Annotated in this window: 21 protein-coding genes; 5 read left to right on the top strand and 16 right to left on the bottom strand. The window is 39.9% G+C overall.

Features of this window, described 5'->3' with window-relative positions; translation table 11 throughout:
- Positions 1–31 precede the first annotated feature (31 nt).
- From HMPREF2837_RS05635 to HMPREF2837_RS05625, 3 genes are read right to left on the bottom strand one after another with little or no spacing between them, the layout of a single operon-like run.
- Positions 32–2254, bottom strand: a complete 2223-nt coding sequence (locus HMPREF2837_RS05635) for a heavy metal translocating P-type ATPase (RefSeq protein ID WP_049549375.1) — start codon at positions 2252–2254, stop codon at positions 32–34.
- A 9-nt stretch (positions 2255–2263) separates the two neighbouring features.
- Positions 2264–2635 carry a cupredoxin domain-containing protein gene (locus HMPREF2837_RS05630; RefSeq protein WP_049549376.1) on the bottom strand — a complete coding sequence of 124 codons (372 nt, stop codon included), beginning with the start codon at positions 2633–2635 and terminating at the stop codon, positions 2264–2266.
- Between the two features lie 10 nt (positions 2636–2645).
- The gene (locus HMPREF2837_RS05625) at positions 2646–3041 is read right to left on the bottom strand and encodes a CopY/TcrY family copper transport repressor (RefSeq protein WP_049549377.1); all 396 of its coding nucleotides are present in this window, start codon (positions 3039–3041) and stop codon (positions 2646–2648) included.
- A gap of 203 nt (positions 3042–3244) precedes the next feature.
- Here HMPREF2837_RS05625 and HMPREF2837_RS05620 point away from each other — a divergent pair, with 203 nt between their 5' ends.
- Genes HMPREF2837_RS05620 through HMPREF2837_RS05605 form a run of 4 tightly spaced genes read left to right on the top strand, consistent with a single transcriptional unit; the run spans position 3245 to position 6199 of the window.
- Positions 3245–3925 (top strand): amino acid ABC transporter permease, encoded by a 681-nt coding sequence (locus HMPREF2837_RS05620; RefSeq protein WP_075230728.1) that lies wholly within the window; start codon positions 3245–3247, stop codon positions 3923–3925.
- Positions 3885–4562 (top strand): amino acid ABC transporter permease, encoded by a 678-nt coding sequence (locus HMPREF2837_RS05615; protein WP_049549379.1) that lies wholly within the window; start codon positions 3885–3887, stop codon positions 4560–4562. Before HMPREF2837_RS05620 ends, HMPREF2837_RS05615 begins: the two co-directional genes overlap by 41 nt.
- Positions 4563–5321 carry an amino acid ABC transporter ATP-binding protein gene (locus HMPREF2837_RS05610; protein ID WP_049549380.1) on the top strand — a complete coding sequence of 253 codons (759 nt, stop codon included), beginning with the start codon at positions 4563–4565 and terminating at the stop codon, positions 5319–5321.
- Positions 5322–5332: 11 nt separating this feature from the next.
- Entirely contained in the window at positions 5333–6199 is an 867-nt protein-coding gene (locus tag HMPREF2837_RS05605) for a cysteine ABC transporter substrate-binding protein (RefSeq protein WP_049549381.1), read from the top strand.
- Between the two features lie 69 nt (positions 6200–6268).
- Here the strand turns inward: HMPREF2837_RS05605 and HMPREF2837_RS05600 are convergent, their stop codons facing one another.
- From HMPREF2837_RS05600 to HMPREF2837_RS05590, 3 genes are read right to left on the bottom strand one after another with little or no spacing between them, the layout of a single operon-like run.
- A complete protein-coding gene (locus tag HMPREF2837_RS05600) occupies positions 6269–9766 on the bottom strand; it encodes a G5 domain-containing protein (RefSeq protein WP_075230727.1) in 3498 nt (1165 codons plus the stop codon).
- Between the two features lie 46 nt (positions 9767–9812).
- Positions 9813–10244 (bottom strand): hypothetical protein, encoded by a 432-nt coding sequence (locus HMPREF2837_RS05595; RefSeq protein WP_049549383.1) that lies wholly within the window; start codon positions 10242–10244, stop codon positions 9813–9815.
- An 18-nt stretch (positions 10245–10262) separates the two neighbouring features.
- On the bottom strand, positions 10263–11174 hold the full coding sequence (locus HMPREF2837_RS05590) for a hypothetical protein (protein ID WP_049549384.1): 912 nt from the start codon (positions 11172–11174) through the stop codon (positions 10263–10265).
- 96 nt (positions 11175–11270) lie between these two features.
- Between HMPREF2837_RS05590 and HMPREF2837_RS05585 the strand changes: the two genes are divergently transcribed.
- Complete coding sequence (locus HMPREF2837_RS05585; protein WP_000152611.1) at positions 11271–11507, top strand: helix-turn-helix domain-containing protein; 237 nt, start codon at positions 11271–11273, stop codon at positions 11505–11507.
- Positions 11508–11703: 196 nt separating this feature from the next.
- Here HMPREF2837_RS05585 and pyrE read toward each other — a convergent pair whose 3' ends face one another.
- The 10 genes from pyrE to HMPREF2837_RS11865 form a co-directional block, all read right to left on the bottom strand.
- Positions 11704–12336, bottom strand: coding sequence for an orotate phosphoribosyltransferase (gene pyrE / locus HMPREF2837_RS05580; RefSeq protein ID WP_000170888.1), 633 nt, complete (start codon positions 12334–12336; stop codon positions 11704–11706).
- Positions 12337–12374: 38 nt separating this feature from the next.
- Positions 12375–13076: an orotidine-5'-phosphate decarboxylase gene (gene pyrF / locus HMPREF2837_RS05575; protein ID WP_049549385.1), complete on the bottom strand. Its 702-nt coding sequence runs from the start codon at positions 13074–13076 to the stop codon at positions 12375–12377.
- Between the two features lie 256 nt (positions 13077–13332).
- Positions 13333–14622: a cell division protein FtsQ/DivIB gene (locus HMPREF2837_RS05570; RefSeq protein WP_049549386.1), complete on the bottom strand. Its 1290-nt coding sequence runs from the start codon at positions 14620–14622 to the stop codon at positions 13333–13335.
- Between the two features lie 9 nt (positions 14623–14631).
- Positions 14632–15690, bottom strand: coding sequence for a UDP-N-acetylglucosamine--N-acetylmuramyl-(pentapeptide) pyrophosphoryl-undecaprenol N-acetylglucosamine transferase (locus HMPREF2837_RS05565; protein WP_049549387.1), 1059 nt, complete (start codon positions 15688–15690; stop codon positions 14632–14634).
- Between the two features lies 1 nt (position 15691).
- Positions 15692–17044, bottom strand: coding sequence for a UDP-N-acetylmuramoyl-L-alanine--D-glutamate ligase (gene murD, locus HMPREF2837_RS05560; protein WP_049549388.1), 1353 nt, complete (start codon positions 17042–17044; stop codon positions 15692–15694).
- Between the two features lie 95 nt (positions 17045–17139).
- Positions 17140–19845 carry an ABC transporter permease gene (locus tag HMPREF2837_RS05555; protein ID WP_049549389.1) on the bottom strand — a complete coding sequence of 902 codons (2706 nt, stop codon included), beginning with the start codon at positions 19843–19845 and terminating at the stop codon, positions 17140–17142.
- A 1-nt stretch (position 19846) separates the two neighbouring features.
- Complete coding sequence (locus HMPREF2837_RS05550; RefSeq protein ID WP_000323391.1) at positions 19847–20548, bottom strand: ABC transporter ATP-binding protein; 702 nt, start codon at positions 20546–20548, stop codon at positions 19847–19849.
- Between the two features lie 206 nt (positions 20549–20754).
- The gene (locus tag HMPREF2837_RS05545) at positions 20755–21939 is read right to left on the bottom strand and encodes a PTS system mannose/fructose/sorbose family transporter subunit IID (protein WP_049549390.1); all 1185 of its coding nucleotides are present in this window, start codon (positions 21937–21939) and stop codon (positions 20755–20757) included.
- Positions 21940–21942: 3 nt separating this feature from the next.
- The gene (locus HMPREF2837_RS05540) at positions 21943–22530 is read right to left on the bottom strand and encodes an ABC transporter ATP-binding protein (RefSeq protein ID WP_049549391.1); all 588 of its coding nucleotides are present in this window, start codon (positions 22528–22530) and stop codon (positions 21943–21945) included.
- An 877-nt stretch (positions 22531–23407) separates the two neighbouring features.
- Positions 23408–24323 (bottom strand): SIALI-17 repeat-containing surface protein (locus HMPREF2837_RS11865; protein WP_186823204.1); only part of this gene is annotated, 916 nt, incomplete at its 5' end.

The raw sequence follows: 24323 nt of genomic DNA, 5'->3' as shown, positions 1-24323 counted from the left end.
GACGTGGTTTGAATTTGATTTTCGAAGAGTATTAATCGACTTTAGTAAAATTAAGCATGAGAGAACTGATTAGAACAGATACTGAACTAAAGGCCATGGCCAATCCTGCAAGTTCTGGATTGAGTACCAAACCAAGAACAGAAAACACTCCTGCTGCAATCGGAATACCAATGAGGTTATAGATAGAAGCCCAGAAAAGATTGAGTAGAATACGATTAAAGGTCTTCTTACTCATATCAAAAGCACGTGCCAATCCTAGTAAATTGTTGGTTGTAAGGACAAGATCTGCTGATTCAATGGCAATATCAGTCCCAGAGCCCATGGCAATTCCGACATCCGCTACACTGAGGGCCGGCGCATCATTGATACCATCTCCAACAAAGGCCAATTTGCCATTCTTTTGAAGCTTGTGAATTTCATGTGCCTTTTCCTCTGGCAAGACATTTGCGATTACTTCTTCGATTCCAATTTGCTCTGCAATCGCATGGGCTACTCCAGCATTATCTCCGGTAAGCATGACAGTTCTAAGACCACGTTTTTTCAATTTAGCAATAGCTTCTCGAGCATTTTCCTTAGGGACATCCTGCAAGGCAATTAAGCCTTTTAACTGACCATCTACGGATAGGAAGACAACTGTTTTTGCTTCTTTCTCAAGCAAATCAAATCGTTCTTGATAATCATGTGGAATAGCAAGGTCAGCTAAAAGTTTAGCATTACCCAGCAAGACTTGTTTACCATTAATAATTCCAGTCACACCTTTTCCATGTATGGCTTGGAAGTTTTCCACTGGGTAAAGGCTAATTCCTAGTTCAGTAGCACGATTAACAATAGCTTGAGCTAGCGGGTGTTGAGATACATCTTCCAGTGAAGCAGCCAAACTTAGCACTTCTCCTTCATCTCCGATAACATCTGTTACCACTGGTTTCCCTTCGGTCAAGGTTCCTGTCTTATCAAAAACAACCGTTTGGACTTTTTGGATTTCCTGTAAAACAGTACCATTTTTGAGAAGAATCCCCATCTTGGCACTTCGCCCTGTTCCAACCATGAGTGCTGTCGGTGTCGCAAGTCCTAGTGCACAAGGGCAGGCAATAATCAAAACAGCAACTCCGTAGAGAAGTGAAGTCACAAAGCTATCTCCAAGTAAAACAAACCAAACCCAAAAAGTAAGAAGTCCTAAAATGACAACTGCTGGTACAAAAATCCCAGAAATCTTGTCGGTCAAATCTTGAATAGGAGCACGACTCGTTTGAGCTTTCTTCACAAAGTCCACAATCTGAGCCAGCATAGTCTCAGAACCAACTTTTTCAGCTCTAAAGATGATCGTACCACTATTATTGATGGTTGAACCAATGACAGCATCTCCAACTGATTTATCGACTGGAATACTTTCCCCAGTCACCATTGATTCATCAATACTCGTTTCACCTTCTAATACAGTCCCATCAACGGCAATTTTTTCACCTGGTCGAACGCGAATGAGATCCCCAACTTTGACTTGTTCTAGAGGTATTTGAACATAAACATCATCACGCAAAACCTCTGCTGTTTTTGCTTGTAGGTCTAATAATTTTTCGACTGCCTGCGAAGTATTTTTTCGCATTTTTTCCTCAAAAACTGCTCCCAAAAGAATGAAGAAGAGGATAAATGCAGCACTTTCAAAGTAAACGGGCAGACCAGTGAAGAGGGCAACTAAGCTATAGAAATAGGCCACTAGGGTTCCCAGAGCAACCAAGGTATCCATGTTGGAATTGTGCTTTTTAAAACTAGCCCAGGCGCTTCTGATATATGGAACTCCAGCTACCAGCATAATGGGTGTTGTGGCTAAAAAGGTGCCCCAACGCATGACTTGGTGACTAATTCCTCCTGTAGACATCCCAATCATGAGAATCACAAGAGGCACAGTAAAGATACTAGTAATCCAAAAACGTTGTAAAAGACTGAGGGACTTTTTCGTTTTTTCAACAACAGTATATGTTCCCTTTTGCATCTTCATGCCGCATGAAAATTCATGCTCGCCCAAGTCTTGAGGAGTAAAACGAATGACTTTTTCCTCATCTTGAGCGATTGATTCTAGAATCCCTTCTTCTTCGAAGAGAATCTCCTTATAGCAGTTTGATGGTGTCACACGATGAAAGGTAATCTCAGCAGGAATTCCTTTTTGTAGTTGAATATGGGCTGGATGATAGCCTTTTTCTGCCGTGATACGGATTTTTTGAACACCATTTTCAAGGCTTGCTTTTACAATTTCAGTCATATCCTTCTCCTATTCTACAATCATCTTACCGTGCATCATATTCATGCCACAAGAGAAACCATACTCACCTGCTTCTTCAGGAGTGATTTCAACCACATATTGGTCTCCCATAGGCAGATCTGCATGCACTCCAAAGTCTGGAAAAACGATTTGGTCCAAGCAAGGTGAAGGATCTTTTCGATCAAAAATAATGCGAGCAGGTTGCGATTTTTTGAGGATAATGGTTCCTGGAGTGTAGCCCCCCATGACCTCCACTCGAATCTCCTGATAGCCATTCTTTTGCTGGGCTCTCTTAGCATCTTCTTGCGGTTTTTTGAAAAACCAAAAGAGGATAAAAGCAATCATTCCTAAAACAATAATAGATACAAATAGATTTAACATAGCGTCTCCTTTACATACAATTACATCTTACTTCTGTCACAGCGTTTGATTTTTTCTCAGAAATCGTAGCTTCCAAGTCTTCCAAGTCAGCTAGGGTAAAGTCACATTCTTCTATCAAATCAGCTACTAAATGCTTTATCCTGCGGGAACAAAGCTTATCTTTGATATCTTGGACAAGTAACTTCTTGCTATCTTCCTGTGACAACAGGGCTGAATAGACAAAGGACTTGCCCTGCTTTTCCCGAGTCAAACATTCTTTCTCCACCAAACGAGCCAAGAGTGTCTGAATCGTGGACTTAGACCAGCTAAACCTTTTCTCTAATACTTTTATCAGATCAGTACTTGTCTGTTCTCCCTGCATCCAAATAATCTTCATAACCTGCCATTCTGCATCCGAAATCTGCATCAGCACACCTCCAAAATCTACATTTGTCAATTACAATTATCAGTATACTCTTAAAATCTACATTTGTCAACCCAAAAAATCACATTTTTAAAATTTATCGCCGATATAAATATTTTTTATCACCACAATAAAAAATACATATTATCCAAAGCTCCCTTTTAATGCTACAATGTTTTTATCATTTCTAGATGGGAGGTTTTAGTTTGGATTGGTCTATTGTTAAACAATATCTACCACTTTATCAAGAGGCATTCTTTTTGACCTTGCATATTGCAGTTTGGGGAATTCTAGGTTCTTTTTTGCTGGGGCTCATCGTCAGTGTCATCCGGCATTACCGCCTTCCTGTTTTCTCCCAGTTGGCAACAGCCTATATCGAACTTTCACGAAATACACCCCTTTTGATACAACTTTTCTTTCTCTATTTCGGCCTACCTCGAATAGGGATTGTTCTTTCTTCAGAAGTCTGTGCAACAGTCGGTCTCATCTTTTTAGGTGGTTCCTATATGGCAGAATCCTTCCGAAGCGGGCTAGAAGCAGTCAGTCAAACCCAGCATGAAATCGGTTTAGCCATTGGGCTTACTCCATTTCAGGTTTTTCGCTACGTGGTTCTTCGACAAGCGACTGCGGTGGCTCTACCATCCTTTAGCGCCAATGTTATTTTCCTCATCAAGGAAACATCTGTCTTCTCAGCAGTTGCCCTTGCTGATCTTATGTACGTTGCTAAGGACTTGATCGGACTCTACTATGAAACAGATATCGCACTTGCCATGTTGGTGGTTGCTTACCTTATCATGCTTCTACCTATTTCACTAGTCTTTAGCTGGATAGAAAGGAGGCTTCGTCATGCAGGATTCGGGAATGCAAGTACTCTTTCAGGGAAATAATCTCCTGAGAATCTTACAGGGATTGGGAGTCACGATTGGGATTTCTATCCTGTCTGTCCTCTTATCCATGATTTTCGGAACAGTCATGGGAATTGTCATGACCTCCCATTCTAGAATCGTACGATTTTTGACACGATTGTATCTAGAATTTATCCGTATCATGCCCCAGCTGGTGCTACTCTTCATTGTTTATTTCGGCTTGGCTCGAAACTTTAATATCAATATCTCAGGAGAGACTTCTGCTATTATCGTTTTTACCCTCTGGGGAACAGCTGAAATGGGGGACTTGGTACGTGGAGCTATCACTTCCCTCCCTAAGCATCAGTTTGAAAGCGGACAGGCGCTAGGTTTGACCAATGTTCAACTTTACTATCATATCATCATCCCACAGGTTTTGAGAAGACTGTTACCGCAGGCCATCAATCTTGTTACTCGGATGATCAAAACCACTTCTTTAGTTGTTTTGATTGGGGTTGTTGAAGTGACCAAGGTTGGACAGCAAATCATCGATAGCAATCGCCTAACTATCCCAACTGCTTCCTTTTGGATTTATGGAACCATTCTGGTCTTGTATTTCGCAATCTGCTTCCCTATTTCCAAACTTTCCACACACTTAGAAAAACATTGGAGGAACTAAATGTCTGAAACTATTTTAGAAATCAAGGAACTAAAAAAATCCTTCGGAGACAATCCTATCCTCCAAGGTCTTTCTCTAAATATCAAAAAAGGGGAAGTTGTGGTTATTCTTGGGCCATCTGGTTGTGGGAAAAGCACCCTGCTTCGTTGCCTCAATGGCTTAGAAAGTATTCAAGGTGGAGATATCCTTCTGGATGGCCAGTCCATTATTGGCAATCAAAAAGATTTTCACCTAGTTCGCCAAAAAATTGGCATGGTCTTTCAAAGTTATGAACTCTTTCCCCATCTGGATGTCCTACAAAACCTCATTCTAGGCCCAATCAAGGCTCAGGGAAGGGACAAGAAAGAGGTAACGGAGGAAGCTTTGCAACTACTGGAACGTGTCGGTTTGCTGGATAAACAACATAGCTTTGCCCGTCAATTATCTGGTGGACAGAAGCAACGGGTTGCGATTGTCCGTGCCCTGCTCATGCATCCAGAAATTATCCTCTTTGATGAAGTGACGGCTTCATTGGATCCAGAAATGGTGCGTGAGGTCCTGGAACTTATCAATGATTTGGCCCAAGAAGGGCGCACCATGATTTTAGTAACCCACGAAATGCAATTTGCCCAAGCCATTGCGGACCGAATTATCTTCCTTGACCAAGGGAAAATTGCTGAAGAGGGAACAGCTCAAGCCTTCTTTACCAATCCTAAAACCAAACGAGCACAGGAATTTTTAAACGTCTTTGACTTTAGCCAATTTGGCTCATACCTATAAAGGAGATTTTTATGAAACTATTCAAACCACTCTTAACTGTTTTGGCACTTGCCTTTGCCCTTATCTTTGTCACAGCTTGTAGCTCAGGTGGAAATGCTGGTTCATCGTCTGGTAAAACCACTGCCAAGGCTCGCACCCTTGATGAAATTAAAAAAAGCGGTGAACTACGAATCGCGGTATTTGGAGACAAAAAACCCTTTGGTTACGTTGACAACGACGGTTCTTACCAAGGTTATGATATCGAACTAGGTAACCAATTAGCACAAGACCTTGGTGTCAAGGTCAAATACGTTTCTGTTGATGCTGCCAACCGTGCTGAATACTTGATTTCTAACAAGGTTGATATCACCCTTGCCAACTTCACAGTTACTGACGAACGTAAGAAACAAGTTGACTTTGCCCTTCCTTACATGAAAGTTTCTCTCGGTGTTGTGTCACCAAAAGATAAAGTCATCAAGGACGTTAAAGAACTTGAAGGCAAAACCTTGATCGTTACCAAAGGAACAACTGCTGAAACTTACTTTGAGAAAAATCACCCAGAAGTAAAACTCCAAAAATACGATCAATATAGCGATGCCTACCAAGCCCTTCTTGATGGACGTGGAGATGCCTTCTCTACTGACAATACTGAAGTCCTAGCTTGGGCGCTTGAAAATAAAGGATTTGAAGTAGGAATTACCTCTCTAGGTAACCCAGATACCATCGCACCAGCAGTCCAAAAAGGTAACCAAGAATTACTTGACTACATCAACCAAGAAATCGAAAAATTAGGTAAGGAAAACTTCTTCCACAAAGCCTATGAAAAAACACTCCACCCAACTTACGGTGACGCTGCTAAAGCAGATGACCTAGTTGTTGAAGGTGGAAAAGTTGATTAAGTTTAAAAAAGAAAAACGGACAAGACTAGAATTCTGGTAATCAGAATCTCTATCTTGTTCGTTTTTTATCTAGTCCATCATAGATGCAATTTCCATCATAGCGACAACGTTTGTTGGATTATCAGAAGTCAATGAATGATTTGCGAATCCAAGAGCCACACGGAATTGTACGTTCTTATCTGCTGGACTATAGCCATCACCCATCATCATTGCAGCATAGTGACCTGGTGAGTGTTTCCATACAGTATAGAAATTATGAGCTAATGCCTTTTCATTTGTAAGACTCACAATATCCCAAACATCAGTTGCTTCTGCTGCGTTTTCTGTCATTGCATTTGTTTGTTTGTAGAAATCTGGATCATAAGCAGTTGACCAACGAGAACCATCAGGACGTTTATGCTTACCTTCCTTCTTACCTTGATAACGTAAAGATCCATAATCTGCCATCTCATTAGCACGAATATTAGCAACTCGAGTTAATTCGCTATCATCTGCTGCGATTGTTGCAGGTGTCAAGCCTTTACGAATGCGTTCTTCATTAAGAAGTTCCATGAAGTGTTCATTAAGTTTACGATTATCTACAATCTGTTCAAGCTTGTCAAGTTCTGCTTGAGAAAGGCGAGAAGCTTTCCAAACTGAGATAAGTCCACTGTCTCGAGGAAGATCATCTCCGTCATCTGTTTCATCAACAGCCACACGATCTTTATCAGCTTGAGAAAGATTATCATGTAGGTACTTGGCGCTACGGTGATCTTCATTGTTTGGATCCAAACCATTTTCACCTAAGCTCTTAATATCTTTCCATGTACCATCAATGTCGTAGTTATCATCATTAGTTGGAACCACAACATCTGTTGGATCAGCGACACGTTTTTTCTTGGTACCATTAAAGGTAATTGTGTCAACTGCATCTTGACTTTCAACTAGTTCACGACTTTTAACCGTTCGTTCACCCGTTTTGTTGTTTACTAAAATAACTTTGCGGTAACGTTTAAATCCGTCACGACCATTTTCTGTACGAGATTCCCCTTCAAAAAGGTTGGAATCATTTTCAGTTCGAGCACCGTGTGAAATTGTTTCAGTTTCTTCTTCAGTAACTTCAGACATCAATTTCTTAGTTCCATAATGAACAACTTTTTGTTTTGCAGGAACAGTTTTGATAAGTTCTCGACTTATCTCTGTACGGTTTTGATTTTCCTCATTGCTGTACTTAACTTTGTAAGTTTCCTTACCATTTACCGCATCTTCAACTCTTTCATCGCCTTCAAAAAGTTCAGGGGCAGCAACTCGTTTTTCACCTTCAGCGGTAATAACTTTGTCTTCGTTAGCATAAGTATAACGCTCTTTAGTGCCAACTTCAACTACTTCATCAACTGCTGGAACAGTTTCAGTATTGATTAGCTCACTCTTAACAAGTTTGCCATCTTCGTAGTAGTCTTTGTAGTTTTCAACGATTTCACCTTTTCGGCCTGGAGTTTTTACAACTCGTTGGTCATTGAAAAGTTTATCGCTTGTTTCTTCAACAGTATTGAAGTTAGCACCCTCTTTGCGCTCAACACGAGTTTTAGTTTCAGTAACTACTTTATGAGTTCCCACACGAACAATTTCTTTGACCGGTTTTACTTCATCACTTTTAACAACTGATGAACGACCATTCCCATAAACAATTGTAGTTTCAGTATAAGAACCTTTTTGACCCTTAGTCTCAACTACACGTTTACCTTCGTTTAGAGTTTTATCTTTAACTTCTTCAGTTTCGTAATTTACTTCAACTTTTTGAGAAGTTCGACTTGTTTCAATGTTTTCGCCAGTTCCAACTTCTACGATTTCATCTACTGGAGAAACTTCATTTTCTCTTACTTGAGTTCGAGAAACTTCTGTTCCATCTGGTCTAGTTACAACTGTAGTAACAAGTTCATAAGAACCATCCTTACCAGCTTGAATAACCTTTTTCTCACCTTTAGGAAGATCTGGATTTGTGTTGCTTGTAACTTTATGTTCAACTTTGTGAACTTCACGAGCTACAGTTTCAATATTTTTCTTAGCAACTTTAGTTCCAACATGAATAACTTTATCCTTGGATTCTTTTTGAGTTGATGAAACCAATTCACGACCGGTTTCAACACCATCTTCAAGTATTACAGTATAGACTTCAAGTTTTTCACCATCTTGACCGGCTTCAACCTCTTTTTCTACACCAGCATCCAAGTTTTCATCTGAAACATATTGTGTCCCTCGGAGAATAGGAGTGCGAACAACCTCTTCTTTTGTAGTACGAACAACTTCTTTAGTAGTTTTAGTACCAACATGAACTACTTTATCAACTGCAGGAGTTGTTTGAGTTCCTGTTGCAACTCGACTTACAACAACACCGTCTTCAAGTGTTACAGTATAAGTGATTTCTGTTTTACCAGCAACTCCCTCTTTAATAACTTGAGTCTCACCAATTTTAAGATTGGCATCTGGAACATATTGTACCCCAGGCTCAATCACTGATGTCTCGACTTCTGTACGAGTAGTAATTGTTTTCTTAACTTCAGGTTTCGCAGGAGTAGCTGGTTTTACAACTTCTTCTTTTGTTGTTTCACCAACTACTTTATCAGAAGTACCACCTTGAGTTTTCTCTTTATCTGCTGAAACAGTTTCAGTTGCTTTAACATCAACTTTTTCTGTTTTCTCATCTAAAGTTTTTTCTTCTTTAGTCGAAGTACCAGTTGTTTGATCTTTGTTTTCTGGAACAGTTGGAGTTGTCGGTTTCACGTCAACTTCTTTCTTCTCTTCCTTTTTATCTAAGACCTTATCTTTTTCTGGTTTAGCTTCAGGTAATGCTGACTGGACTTCGGGTGCTCCTTTTTCACTAACTACCAACTCAGGCAATACAGGTTGAACTTCGGGTGTTCCCTTTTCAGCAATTACCAATTCTGGTAATGCTGGCTGAACTTCGGGTGTTCCCTTTTCAGTAACTACCAATTCTGGTAGCTCTGGTTGAACAGCTGAAATACCTTTGTCATCTGTAACTACAAGTGATGGCGGTTCTGGTTGAACAACCAGTTTCCCTTTTTCTGATGTTGATTTTTCTACTTCACCTTTTTTAGTTAAGTTATCAGATTTTTCCAATATTTTATTATCTTTGTTAGCTACTTCTGATCTAGAAACTTGCTCAACTGCGTCTTCCCCCTCAGTTCTTACCTGTGACTTAAGCTTTTCCTCTACCTTCGTTATTTCTGATAATTTTTCATATGATTTATCGAGAGATTTAATCGAATCTTCAGCACCAACTTTTTTAGTAGCTACAAATGCTTTAGCCAATTCCTCTTTGGCATCTACTTTAGGTAGGAAACTCTTCTCTGTTTCTTTAATAGTATCAGTTGTTGAGTATTCTTTTTCTTTTGAAGAAGAGTATGGAACGGTAACACTTTCACATTGTCCTTGGTTTTGACTCGATTGATTTTGCAACACAACAGTTCCAGCTGAAATTCCTAAAAGCGCGACAATTGCAGCTGAGATTACCCAACCTCTTCTACCTTTTTTCAAAGTCTTTTTTTCATTAGTATTTTGTCTATCCATCTTTATTTTCCTGACTTTTCAATGATTATATTTTTACATACTGACACTATCTAATATATTTTTTAGAAAAACAATAATTTCTAACAGTACCTATAATGCCTCCTAGACTACAAGTAAATAAAATCAAAATAAAAATGGAAAAGCTATCGCCAATTACTTTAATACTATATAGATAATTAAAAATTAAAAATAAAGGTAGCGAAATCGGCAGTATAGTACAGCTCACAGCAGCTCGTCTCATTTCTTTGGTCTCTCCACTCATAAACCAAGTCAAAGGTAAAAATCTCATCCAGTTTAGATATTCTTTCTGTTGGATTTTTTCTTCAAACAAATGAGTAAATAAAGTATAAAACGGCAATGCGACATAGTAAGTTGCTTTGACTAAAAAGTACATTACAGTTATAAAAATGGCAAAACCCCACCACATATCTCTAACTGTTTGATCAATATCACTTTCATATTTCGGTTTTCCAAACATCTTATTTCTCCTAATCTATTATTTCATTAAATTTGTAAATGTATTAATTGTTGTCATTTTGTTATTGTAATCAACTTTTCTTTGTAATTCTTGAAACTGATAATTTAATTGCTCTGTCCTCATCATGTCTTCATACATATTTTGCGCTTGTCCTAAGTCATAGGCTCTACCTTGATCAATTACATTAACCATATAAGCAAAAGCATCAAAATGAATATCTAACCCTGCTTGTTGCCTTGCATAAACAAATGGAATACTATTCAATTTCTCCATACAATAGTTTCTAGCTTGAGCAACTTCATCCTTATGTTTTTTTACTTGATCTGCTATTGGTTTTTCATGCTTCACTCGTTGATAAGCAAAATAAATTGGAGACCATAGCAGAACCCATGCTCCCACCCAAAGGGAGTATTCAAAAGGTTTACTTAAGATTCCTAAACCAGAACTAGAAAATTCACCAAGTCTATCTATATAAGCAACTAAGAACAATGAACCTAAAATTCTAAAAATCCATCCCAAAACACTTAATTTCGGGTTGATAAGAGAAACATGTTTTCCATCTACTATATAAAAATACTTAGTCAGATCTTCTACTCTTTTAGACCAAATAGCAGCTTCAACTATTAAGTTTCTACTACGTTTAGGCTCTTCTATTGTCGAAAGATATTCTTGTAAAACAGTCTGGTATGATTGCGGATTAGCGATAGGATAATATTCATATTTTTTGCCTTCTGCAGTAATGACATCAAGTGAATGGTATGCACCATTATCAAAAACTTCAGACCAATGTTTATTTGGCAACCTCCCTTTTACATAGGCTTCCCAAATAGTCCATTCATCAAACAAATCTGACTTAGATTCATCCGGAATAATTCCTAAAAAATAATCTAACTCATTCTCCTCTTGAGAAATAATATCATTCTTATTCATCCATAAATCTCCTTTCCTTGTTATTTTATCATATTGTGGATATATACACAATATGAAGTCAGATACTTTTTTCTTATAATTAAGTAAAAGGAGTTGATGACGATAATCAGTTTTAACCCACTCTGGGCTACAATGAAGAAAAAAGAAGTTTCTCAATACAAGTTATTAAAATCCGGAGTTGATAATAAAACTCTTGACAGCCTAAAGAAAAATAAAAACATAACTTTACTAACTTTAGAAAAGCTATGTCGGATTTTAGATTGTCTTCCAAATGATATCGTTGAATTTATCGAAGAAACTCCCGATTCTAATATTCGTAACACATTTATCTAGTTCTAATATTTATTCTTATGTCATAATATCTACGTTATCTACCCTCCCTACCATTGTTCACAATATAAAACAAGCAATACTCTTCAAACCACATCAGCTTCACCTTGGATTATATTTGATTTTCATTGAGTATAAGATCCAATAACATTACAAAAAGAAATCAGGTAATCCTAGTGACTACCTGATTTTTTACGTCTTAAGCATTTTGCCAATTTTCTTGGTCTTCTTTAAATCGTTTTAGAAGGTCGAGCCCTTCTGGTGTGATATAGCCTTCTTCTTGGGCTAGGTGAATCAATTCACTGTAGTTAGAAAGCGTCACAAGTTTGACACCTGCGTCTGCGAAATTCTTATCTGCTTTTGGCAATTGGTAACTGAAAATCGCTACAACTCCAAGCACATCTGCTCCTTCTCGCTTTGCTGCTGCTACTGCTTCAAGAACAGAACCACCAGTTGAAATGAGGTCTTCAACCACTACCATTTTTTGACCTTGAGCTACACGGCCTTCGATTTGATTACCAGCTCCGTGGTCTTTTGGTTTGCTACGGATATAGGCAAATGGCAAGTTCATCTTATCAGCAATGATGGCACCATGCGGAATGCCTGCAGTCGCTGTTCCTGCAATCACTTCTACCTCTGGGAATTCTGCCTTGATGGCTTCCACAAAACCATTTTCAATCAAGCTACGCGTTTCTGGGTAAGCAAGCGTCACACGGTTGTCCGTATAAATCGGTGACTTAATGCCTGATGCCCAAGTAAAAGGTTCTTCTGGCTTGAGGTAAACGGCTTGAATTTTCAATAGATGGCTAGCGATATCTTTAGCAAGTGTCATGGTGTGCTCCTTTTTATAGTGTTAAATGAATCTTCTTTTTAAACCCAATCTTGTGTCCATTCTTCTTTGATGGCATGGTAGGCTGCGACTGGATCAGCTGCTTGCGTAATCGGACGCCCAACTACGATGTAGTCACTGCCAATCTGGTAAGCTTGTCCTGGGGTTACTACCCGTTTCTGATCCCCTGCTTCTGTCCCTCTTGGGCGAATCCCTGGTGTCAGACAGATAAAGTCATCATGAGTTGCTTGTTTGATAAGCTTGGCTTCTTGAGCCGAGCAAACGACTCCATCTAGACCCGCTTCAACTGTTTTCTGGGCATAGTGGATAACCGACTCTTGGAGGCTGGTTTGGATATTTTGACACTCTTGCATTTGTTCCTCCGAGGTTGAGGTTAATTGGGTCACAGCTATGAGAATCCCCTTGTCTCCCAATCCTTCACGCGCTGCCTGCATCATCTCAACTCCACCTGCTGCCTGCACATTGGTCATATCAACTCCTAGGTTGGATAAGATTTTCATGGTTGATTTGACTGTATTGGGAATATCATGCAGTTTGAGATCCAAAAAGACACTATGTCCTAATGACTTCAAATAACGGACAACTTCAGGTCCTACAGCATAGTAGATTTCCATTCCTACTTTGACATAGAGCTTTTCCTCTGCTGGAAATAGGGCTAAGAACTTCTTGGCTTCTTCAAAACTTGGAAAATCCAGAGCTATGACTGGGCGACTTTCACGCATGCGTTTCTCCTCTTATCTTTCTTATCAGCCCAGCTTCCGTCAAAGAGACTACAAAAAAGGAACCTGCCAACAGCAAGGTTCCACGAAAAATGGGTAGAATCCACCCTTTCACCGTCTAACCTTAGCTGCCTCTCTGGACTGCTTTAAAGATTTTTAACTATTCTATTATTTAAAGCGGGACTTGTCAAGTAAAAACTAGTATCCGAAGAACTTTAAAGTCAAGACTCACAATCAAGTCGATAGAATGCTCTCAAGCTTATCGACTCTGTGATTGTTGAGTTGTTTGGTTTTGATTACCTTGTTCTTCTTGTTTTTTCTTCTCTTCTTCCAGCTTTTTCTTTTCCTCTTCTTTTGCCTTGATTCTTTCTTCCTCAAGCGCCTTATCCGCCAAACTATAACTATAGATACCAACTTCCATATCAATACCACTTGGTACTGTCAATTGTGGTTTTATCTTACTATAATAAGGCAATTTTTTACCTAGTTCTGATAGAGGAACCAAAATTTCATCCGTATCATACATGGTAATCTTGAGCAGATCACTGGTTACACTAGTTGGAGCCAATTCAATCGTTTTGATCGCTTGCTTAATCTCTGGGCTGATTTCAGCCAGTTGTTCAATCAAGGTTTTGACTTGCTGCTCATCGTTAAAGAGTACAGACATATAGGTTTCTGGAAGACTGACTAGGCTAACTGGACTAGTTTCAACCGTACCACTGGAAAGAATCGGATAATGGTCCTCTCCAGAAACATAATAGGCTACAATCCCGTATTCCTTGACCTGGATGGTGAAATTGGTCGGGAATTGATAGTGAATGCTAGCAGATTCAATCCAGTGATTGGACTTAATCATCTCAGCATGTTTGTCTTTATTGAGAAGTAGACTAAAGGTATAGTCACTATCACGAATCCCTGAAGCCTCTTTGATTTGGTCTGCATTGGTCTCTACAGTCCCAGTGACTTCTATGTTTTTCAGAGTTGAAAAGGGGGTCAAGAGATAGATCGAAAAGAACAAGACAAGCAAACTCGGGATTAGAATCGTAATAGCACGCCAGATATGAACTCTAGGAATAGAAGGCTTGGTAGGCTTTTTCTTGGTTTTAACCTTCTTTTCTTCTACCTTTTCTACTTTTGTTGCTTTTGCTACTTCTGAATTTTCAGCCTCGTCTTGCTCTTGTTCTGCTTCAGCTGCTTCCTCTTCAAGTTCAGGCGAGGACTCATCTGCTATAAGCTCCTTCTGCTCTTCGCTATTAGGATCTACTTCCGTTGCTTCCTCTGTATTTTCGGATATATCTGACTCTTGCTCTTCTTTGGTTTCTTCAGCCTTTTTGCGCAGATACTCTCGGTTTTTCTTCTGCCACTCTGATAAGCTAGTTTCTGCATCAGAAGTTATTGAAACTTCCTTTTTGCCTGAATCTCCCTTGGCTTCTTCTTTGGCTAGTTGAGCCTCTTCTTCAGCCTTTTTTTGAAGATACTCTTGATTTCGTTTTTGCCACTCTGACAATTCCTTGCCTTGAGTTGGCTCTTGTTTCTTATCCTTTGACATCAATTTTCCTTATGATAAATCTTTTTTTAATAGCTCATAAAAATCTGCCACAGATTTTAATTCCTGAGAATTCTTCATCGTGTTCTGGTAGTCTTCTTTGTGGGTCAAAAGCTTGCTTACTTTTTCTTCTAAAGTTGACAAGGTCAAGTCGCTTTCTTGCAACTCCTCAGCATAGCCTTTTTTCACAAAGTAAGCCGCATTTTCAATCTGATCTCCACGGCTGGCTTCTCGACCTAGTGGCACAATGACATGCAATTTAGCCATGGCAAGGAGCTCAAAAATAGTATTGGCACCACCACGAGTGATGACAACATCAGCCATATTCATGAGCGGTTGATAGAGGTTAGTCACATAGTCAACACGATAGAGGTTTGAACTTAGTTCATTTAAACTAGCATCACCTGTCAGGTTGATGATATTGTAGCGACTAGTCAACTCTTCCTTGTGGTCTGTAACTAATTGGTTAAAGACACGCGCACCAGCAGAACCACCTACAAAGAGAAGGGTTGGTAACTTACTATCAAAGTAAGTTCGGATATCCACCATTTCTTCGGGTTCTTCCATAATTGGACCAGAAACCTTAGTCACAGCTCCAACGTGCTCTACCTTAGTGAGACTAGACGCTTGTTCAAAAGTAGAGTACATCTTAGTCGCAAACTTATAAGCGATTTTATTGGCCAAGCCCATAGAGAGGTCAGACTCGTGGATAAAGACAGGTACTCTACATACTCGCGCTGCAATGACAGGTGGAACAGATACAAATCCTCCCTTAGAAAAGAGGGCCTGTGGACGAAGACGGAGCATGATAAAGAGCGATTGAAGGATTCCAAATGTAACCTTAAAGACGTCAACCATATTTTGCCATGAGAAATATCGGCGCAATTTCCCAGTTGCAATAGAATGGAAAGTGACATCTAAACCTGACTTGAGGATTTCATGATGCTCAATTCCGTTTTTGTCACCAATATAGTGGACTTCCCAGCCATCTTCGATGAACTTAGGCATTAACAAAAGGTTGAGGGTAACGTGTCCAACCGTTCCCCCACCTGTAAATACTATTTTTTTCATATTATCCCTTTAACTCCGCTACAGTGTCGATGAAAAGATCTCCACGTACTTCAAAGTTAGCATACATATCCCAGCTAGCATTAGCAGGACTGAGGAGAACCACATCTCCTTCTTCTGCAAGTTCATAAGCCTTGCGGGTTGCATCTGCAATATCTGTTGCATCCACATAAGCCACACCTGCCTTATCGGCTGCACGTTTGACACGTTCTGCAGACTGACCGAGAATGACCATTTTCTTAAGTCCAGTAATATCTGGTACCAATTCGTCAAACTCATTACCACGGTCTAAACCACCAGCAATCAAGATAACCTTGCTATTGTCAAATCCAGACAAGGCTTTTTGAGTTGCCAAGATATTGGTTGATTTACTATCGTTATAGAATTTAACCCCATTGATTTGGTCTACAAATTGGAGACGGTGCTTGACACCACCAAAGGCTGACAAGGTTTCCTTGATGGTTTGGTTATCCACACCACGAAGCTTGGCCACAGCAACCGTCGCAAGAGCATTTTCTACATTGTGGCTACCTGGAACTCCGATTTCATTCGCTGCCATGACTACTTCCCCACGGAAGTAGAGTTGACCATCTTCCAGATAAGCTCCATCAACCTTTTCCTGTGTTGAAAATGGTACAACGGTAGCTTGTGTTTTGCTAGCCAATTCTTTTGCCAAGTCTTGGTTGAAGTTCAATACTAAGTAATCAGTCGCTGTCATATTGCTTTGAATATTCCACTTAGCTTCGACATAGGCTTCAAAAGAACCGTGATAGTCAATATGTGTTGGCATCAGGTTGGTAATAACAGCAATTTCAGGATGAAATTCTTGGATTCCCATTAGTTGGAAAGAGGATAGCTCCATGACAAGGGTATCCTTATCTGTTGCTGTCTGAGCTACCTGGCTTGCAGGGTAACCGATATTCCCAGAAAGAAGACCATTTTGTCCTGCAGCAGTCAGAACTTCACCAATCATGGTTGTGGTCGTTGTCTTACCATTTGAACCAGTAATACCAACAATCGGTGCATCAGAAATCAAGTAGGCCAACTCAACCTCTGTCAAAACTGGAATGCCTTTTTCTAGCGCTTTTTCAATCATAGGATTGCTATAAGGAATTCCTGGGTTTTTCACCATGAGGGCAAAATCTTCATCCAATAATTCCAAAGGATGTCCACCAGTGACAACCTTGATGCCTTCTTCCAAAAGACTTTGCGCAGCTGGATTTTCCTCAAAGGGCTTGCCATCATTCACCGTTACGATGGCTCCTAGCTTGTCCAAGAGACGAGCTGCAGACTCACCTGATTTAGCCAAACCGAGGACTAATACTTTCTTATTTTCAAATTGATCAATTCGTTTCATATCTAGAACTCCATTTCTACTCTTACTATTTTACCATTTTTATGAAAATAAAAAAGCCACAAAGGGCTTTCTTATTTGTTTTTGTCCTCTACCAATTATTCTACAGACTTGAGGGCTTCTAACATATCCACCTTTCGGAGATAATGATTGACAAAAACTCCTAGGATGGTCAAAATGACACTGACAGCTAGAACTGGAATGAGATAAACTTCCCAGCCGACCTTTGGTTGAAAACGGAAGGTACCAGGTGCGATCATCTGAATGAGAAATTGATGGAGATAAAAGCCTGATACCAATCCTACAATCATTCCAATTAGTGACAATAGGATGGTTTCCCGATAGATGTAAAGGGTCACTTCTTTATTATGAAAACCAAGAACCTTGATGGTTGAGAGTTCCCGAATCCGTTCAGCAACATTGATATTGGTCAAATTATAGAGAATCACGATGGCTAATAGCACCGATACCAGAACCAAAATCGCCATGGTATGATTCAGAGAATTAGCAAAACTTTCAAAGAGCTGAATGGTGGAGGCATTTTGAACGAGGCCACTGACAGCTACCTGGTCCATAAATTCTCCTGCGACTCTTTCAGTATTCCCTTCACTTTTATCCTTAAGTTGGACCAGATAGGTATTCATCTTGGGAGCTTGACCATATATCTCCTCATAGGTCGCCTGATTCATATAAACAAAATGGCCTACGTAGTGTTCGGTAACGGCTCCAACCTTAAAGGTTTTTCCATCTATTGTAAAGTTGTCACCAAGGGAAACTCCTGCCAACTGGGCTAATTTTTCAGTCAGAACAAGTCCGTTAGATAAGCTCAGTTTTTCCCCATTTTTTTCTAAATGGACAAAGGGGTCCAGGTCATCTTGATCCGTTACCATCATGGTCACAGTTTGAACACCAGCCTTGCCTGCATACTTTTCTTCAATCTGTTTGGAAGAAATTAAACGATAGTTTTCAACTTCATCACTCTGCAATTTTTCTTCTAGCTTGGCCATATCAGAATCTGAAGCCCGAGAATTGACAGAGAGAATCATCTGGTATTGTTGCAGATCATTAAACTGCCTGTCAGCTACTCCTACAACAGAGGATTGAATCCCAAGTCCTGCAAAGAGGAGGGCTACTGAACCTGCAACTCCAAAAATGGTCATCAGCATGCGTTGTTTGTAACGGAAAATGTTGCGGGCAGTTACCTTTTGGGTAAAGCTCAAATGAGACCAGATAAAGGTGATGCGCTCCAAAAGAATCTTGGAACCTTTGACTGGTGGCTTGGGTAGTAATAATTGCGCTGCTTCTTCATGCAACTCTCTGCGAGATACAAGGTAAGCAGGTAGGACACTAGCTACTAAGCTTAGTCCCAAAGCCAAGCAACTATAGGTCCAGTAGAAATACTGCTGACTTTCTCCAACAATCATTCGCTCAGTGATGATATGCGAAATAGTAGGTGCTAAGATGTAATGACCAATCAGAATTCCTAGAAGGGTGCCAAGAGTACCAGCAACTAGACCGTAAATCACAAACTTAGCAATGATATCCTTGCTATGGTAGCCTAGAGCTTTGAAAATCCCTGCATTGGTTCTCTCCTCGTCTACAAAACGGGTCATGGTGGTAAAGGTAACCATGGCTGCTACGGCATAGAGAACAACTGGGAAGATATTCCCTACGGCACGAATACTCATAGCCGAGTTACTATACATGAGATAACCTTGACCAGTAGGAGAACTCTTGCGATTGTAGACATGATAGCTTGGCTCTGTCAGAGCATTGACTTCATCCTGACTGGTCTGCCATTTAGCCTTTTCCTTAGTAAGATCTGTTTCGGCTTGGCTCAGCTTTTCCTGTTCCTGCTTTAGTTGTTCTTTTGCTTCTTCTAACTGACTAGACGCTTGACTTTTTTGTGGCTCTGGTAGTTGGCTCACTTGATTTTCTTGAGCTTGTAGACGCGTTTCGATTTCCTGTAAGCGTTTCTTGCCAGATGTCAAATTGGTCTCTGCTTCATCCAGTTGTTTCTTGCCTTCATCAAGGGACTCTTGGGCATCCTTCTTCATTTTCTCTAGCCACGCTTGTCCATTATCAGCAACTAAGTTCTTTAGAGTCTCCTCTTCTTCCTCTAGCTTCTTTTCGTAATCACTGGAAAAAGGATTGACATCTGTTAGGCTAGCAAAACGCAAGCGGGCAATCGTGTAAACAGAGCTCTTGAAATTTGCTTCAGTTATGACAGCGTAAGCTGCTAGATTCCCATTACCACTGGCTGAACTCCCCATATCCGTTTTTGAAAAAATATCTGGAGAGTGGACAAAGCCTGTAATGGTATAACTATCCCGCTTCAACTGAGAATTACTGCCCTTTTTTTGACTCAAATAAATGACTTGACCAATCTGATAGCGATCTTTCAAAAAGTCCGCCAAGGCTAGTTCATCTTCTTTCTCAGGCAAACGACCTTCCGTTACTTGAAATTTTGAAATCTTATCAGTATTTGAAAAGATTCGTATGGCATCTTCACTATTTGCCAGAGTCAAATCTGTCATATAACCAAATTCAACATCTGCTCCCGTATGGTTTTGCAATTCTTCCTGGTCTGCCTGATCTAGACCATAATCTGCTATGACAGTAATATCAGCCAGATTGGCTTTTTGAATATAATCCCATGCTGTTCGCTCCATATTGGGACTGGCTACTTTGAGACCAACCACGGCTAAAGAACCTAACATCATCAGAGTTAGGATGGATAAGAACCGTCCCTTTGAACCTGTGAAAGACTGGAGCAGGTCTTTCCAATATGTCTTTCTTTTCATCTCAGTACTCCAAATCATCAATATCCTGTGGTTGAGGATTGAGGACAACACTCTTGACACTGGCATCATGCATCTGAATAACGCGATCAGCTATGGGAGCTAGCGAAGCATTATGGGTCACGATGATAACGGTGGCTCCTTTTTTACGTGACATATCTTGCAGAATCTTTAGAACCTGCTTACCAGTCTGGTAGTCCAAAGCTCCCGTTGGTTCATCACAAAGGAGAATTTTAGGATTTTTAGCCACAGCTCGAGCAATGGATACCCGTTGTTGCTCGCCACCTGACAACTGGGCTGGAAAGTTATTGAGACGGTGACCTAAGCCTACATCCTTGAGAACCTGTTCTGGATCTAAGGCATCGGCAACAATTTCTGAAGCTAGCTCGACATTTTCTTTAGCAGTCAAGTTAGAAACCAAATTGTAAAACTGAAAGACAAAGCCAACGTCATCTCTGCGATAGTTGGTTCTCTGATGGGAGGTATAGTCAGAAATGTTAGTCCCATCAATCCAGACTTGCCCTTCATCGTTTGTATCCATACCACCTAGAATATTCAAAACTGTTGACTTCCCTGCACCAGATGAACCAAGGATAATGACCAGTTCTCCCTTTTCAATCTCGAAGTTGACATCTCGATTTGCTACAATTTCTGTATCACCAGTATGATACCTCTTATAGCTATTTTTCATTTCAATATAAGCCATCCTATCTCCTCCTCTTCTCCTACTATTTTCACCTTTATTATAACTCTTTTGATAGCAAAAAAGCCATCTAATGATGACTTTTTTTAGCTCATATTTTGAGAGTCTCCTGAGATTCGTTTCCCCACATTTTTCATAGCTAACAATGATTCGGATGTTCTTTCATATTCTTGATTGCATGAAGTAGTTATCAAGTGGAAATAGGAAAACTAACACCTATTTAACATACTCTTTTTTCGTGAATTTCCCAAACTTTCGATAAATAGAATTCCCAATAGCAAAAGAATTATCGTGCAAGGCAGTAAGACCACCCCCATGCCCCAATTTAGATTGACATTATCAATTTGCTTAGGTAATCTTCCAGACAAAATCTCCACTGAACGCAAGTAAGTAAAGGGAATCAGATGTGCAATCCTCTGAAGAGGCTGAATGGTTTGGATACCAAACAATAAGCCAACTATCCCAATTAAGGAAATAAAGAGGACAGGCATTTTTTGCTTGAAATAGTATGCAATCAAGTAGACGACTTCCACAACAACGATAAAAGCTAAGAAAGCTAATAACAAGCCAGGAAATAACACATCTTGTATCTTTCCAATAGTTACCTCTTGATTCACTAAGCTATAAATCGGGTAGGGATAATCTAACTGTCCAAAACCACTTATCAGACTTCCCACTAGAAAAGAAAATCCGCTGATTCCGATAAACAGCACAGTTACATAACCCACTCCAACTCCAAGAGAGGATATTGCAAATGTCACTTTTGAAAAAGGATATAACTGAGCTGTATCCAGATGATTTTGATATCTTTCTGCGAACAGTTGCGTTAGCATAAAAATAATAGCAACCACAAACAAGCTTGGGATGATAAGCTCTAAAATCCAGACAATCTGATCAATCCCATGGGTCGGATATTCTAAATTGTGAGCTTTTATGTTTAAGGGATACAGGGCTTGATAAATCTTTCGTTCGCGGTCAACCGCCATTTTTAAGTCAGAGCTAGAAGTCGGTTCCTTCGATACAATTTCATAACTCTTTTCCTCAGCTTGCCACTGCAAATAGTAGGCTTCTTTCCAGCGTCCTTCTTTTAACAAAGTCAGAATTTCTTTCTTTTGCGTCAAAAGATTTTTTTGCGAGTCTAAATTTTCTTTAGCAAACTGGTATTCCTCCGAGCTGGTGTCAGACATTTGGGAGAGTTTTTCTTCATTTTCATTGATTGCTCTCTCGTTAGTTGCAATACGAGTTTCCAACCGACTCTCCAAGCTGACTGAGTTTGCAGTCCGACTATTGAAATAAAAGGTAACACCGAGTACAGAGACAAATAAAGATAAGATAATCCAGTTTAAGCGACTTTTGAAAACTTTTTTCAATAAAAATTGACTAACATCTTTCATAAACTAAACCTCTTCTATCTGACCCTGATGAATGGTTACTACTCTATCGCAGACATCAACCAACTCTTCCTTATAGTGGGAACTTAAAAGAACCAGCTGTTCTTGTCTATCAATTTGCGCCAGCCTATCAAAAAACTTCTGTCGATAATACTCATCTAAACCATTTGTAATCTCATCCATGAGCCAGCATTTCGCCTGACTGAGGAAATACATGGCAATCACCAAGCGTTGCTTCATACCTAAGGAATACTTGCGAATGGGAAGGCTGATATAATCAGACATTTCCCAATAGGCAATTTCATCCCTCAAGTTCAGGTCTGACTTCCAAATATTTTTTATAAGGTGAAGGTAGTCCATCCCACTTAAGTTTCCATCCAGCCATTCAACACTTTCATAATAAAATAAAGAAGGAGGGACTGTGATATTTCCACTACTTATGGGAATTAAGTTGCTAATGGCGCGGAACAGAGTCGTCTTTCCAGAGCCATTGATAGCAAGAACGCCATAAATCCTACCTTTCTCAAAGGTGAAATCTACATCTTGTAAAATGATTTGTCGCGTTTTTAAGGTAACATGAGTAAGTCTTAACATATCAAACCCTCCTTTTTCTCACTCTTTAACGATTAAAAGTCTCCGCTGTAGTAGTTTATGAACTCATAACGATAGAAATTCCAGCCAGAACCTACTTTATACTTCATAACGATATCGCTACCATATGTTAATATAGATACGTCTGTGGCAATTCATACTAGACTTATAGTAGGTATTCCAATAATACCGATAACTTTTAGTGACTGTCACAACAGATACACTGGATTGAAAAGACCAATTCATAACAAACTAGCTAATAACACGACTTTGACTGACTTTTCATATTTTTCATTGCATTTATATCATTACTATTGGAAACGCTTTTATTATATCATTTTCCCCGTTTTTATACAACAGTTCCCATTTGTTTTAATAATATATAACACTTAGAAGTTAGCTAGTCATACTTTCTAAAAATAAGATTGTCTAACTAGCATAGAGAAAATATGGGATGTGATTTCATTTGATAAAATGGCTTAGGCTAAGACTAGCCTTGGTTTAGCAGACTAAACATCTTCAAGGGAACCTGCTATCAAATGAAAGGTAATTTATGAATAAGAAGCCAGCTCTGTCTTATACTCAATGAAAATCAAAGAGCAAACTAGGAAGCTAGCCGCAGGTTGCTCAAAGCACTGCTTTGAGGTTGTAGATAAGACTGATGAAGTCAGTCACATATATAATCCAAGGCGACGTTGACGCGGTTTGAAGAGATTTTCGAAGAGTATTACATTTTCTTGTTGTTCACTACAGTTGACAATGAGCCAAAAAAGCGAACAAGACCAGTCTCTGTAGATCAGAAAACTAGTTTTGTCCGCTTTTTATTGTCGAGATCTGTTTCTTGGTCCAATCTCTATGACTTAGATGCTTTTACATCATCTTATTCGTTTTCTTTTTTCTTTCCCATTGCAAACATACCAAGAAGTGCTCCTACAACACCTGCTGTTGCAAGGGTTGCATTTTCCTTAGTACCTGTTTCAGGGAGGATATTTTGACGACTTGCAGGCGCTTGGTAGGTCTTGTCTTGTGACATAGCAAGAGCTACAAGAGACTGCTCATCTTTGTATTCTGGAACCTCATGGATTGCTCCTTCTACTCCATTGACACCACCTGTGTATTCTGGGCTTACTTCTTGAACAGCTGCTTCTTCACCATTCACTCCACCAGTAAACTCTGAAACTTCATGAATAGATGCTTCTGCTCCATTGACACTACCTGTAAATTCTGGGACTTCGTTCTTAGCGGCTTCTACTGCATTGACACCACCTTCAAATTCTGGGACTTCTACTACTGGTGCTGGCTCGTCGCCTACTGTGCCGATTGCTTCTGTGTATTCTGGAACTTCATGAACAGCTGCTTCGACTGCGTTAACGCCACCCTTGAATTCTGGTATTTCTACTACTGGTGCTGCTTCGTCACCTGCTGTACCGATAGCTTCAGTGTACTCTGGAACTTCATGAACAGCTGCTTCAACAGCATTAACCCCACCCTTGAATTCTGGGACTTCTACTACCGGAGCTGGCTCATCGCCTGCTGTGCCAATAGCTTCAGTGTATTCTGGAGCTTCATGAACAACTGCTTCGACTGCGTTAACGCCACCCTTGAATTCTGGGACTTCATGAATAGTTGCTTCACCTGCTGCGCCAATTGCTCCTGTGTATTCCAGAACTTCATGAACAGCTGCTTCGACTGCGTTAACGCCACCCTCAAATTCTGGAACTTCTACTACCGGAGCTGGCTCGTCGCCTGCTGTGCCAATAGATTCAGTGTATTCTGGAGCTTCATGAACAACTGCT

Source organism: Streptococcus sp. HMSC071D03, from assembly GCF_001812125.1.
GTDB classification, from domain to species: Bacteria; Bacillota; Bacilli; order Lactobacillales; family Streptococcaceae; genus Streptococcus; species Streptococcus pseudopneumoniae_N.
The sequence above is the reverse complement of the archived record's forward strand: the minus strand, read 5'-3'. Positions and strand labels throughout refer to the sequence as shown.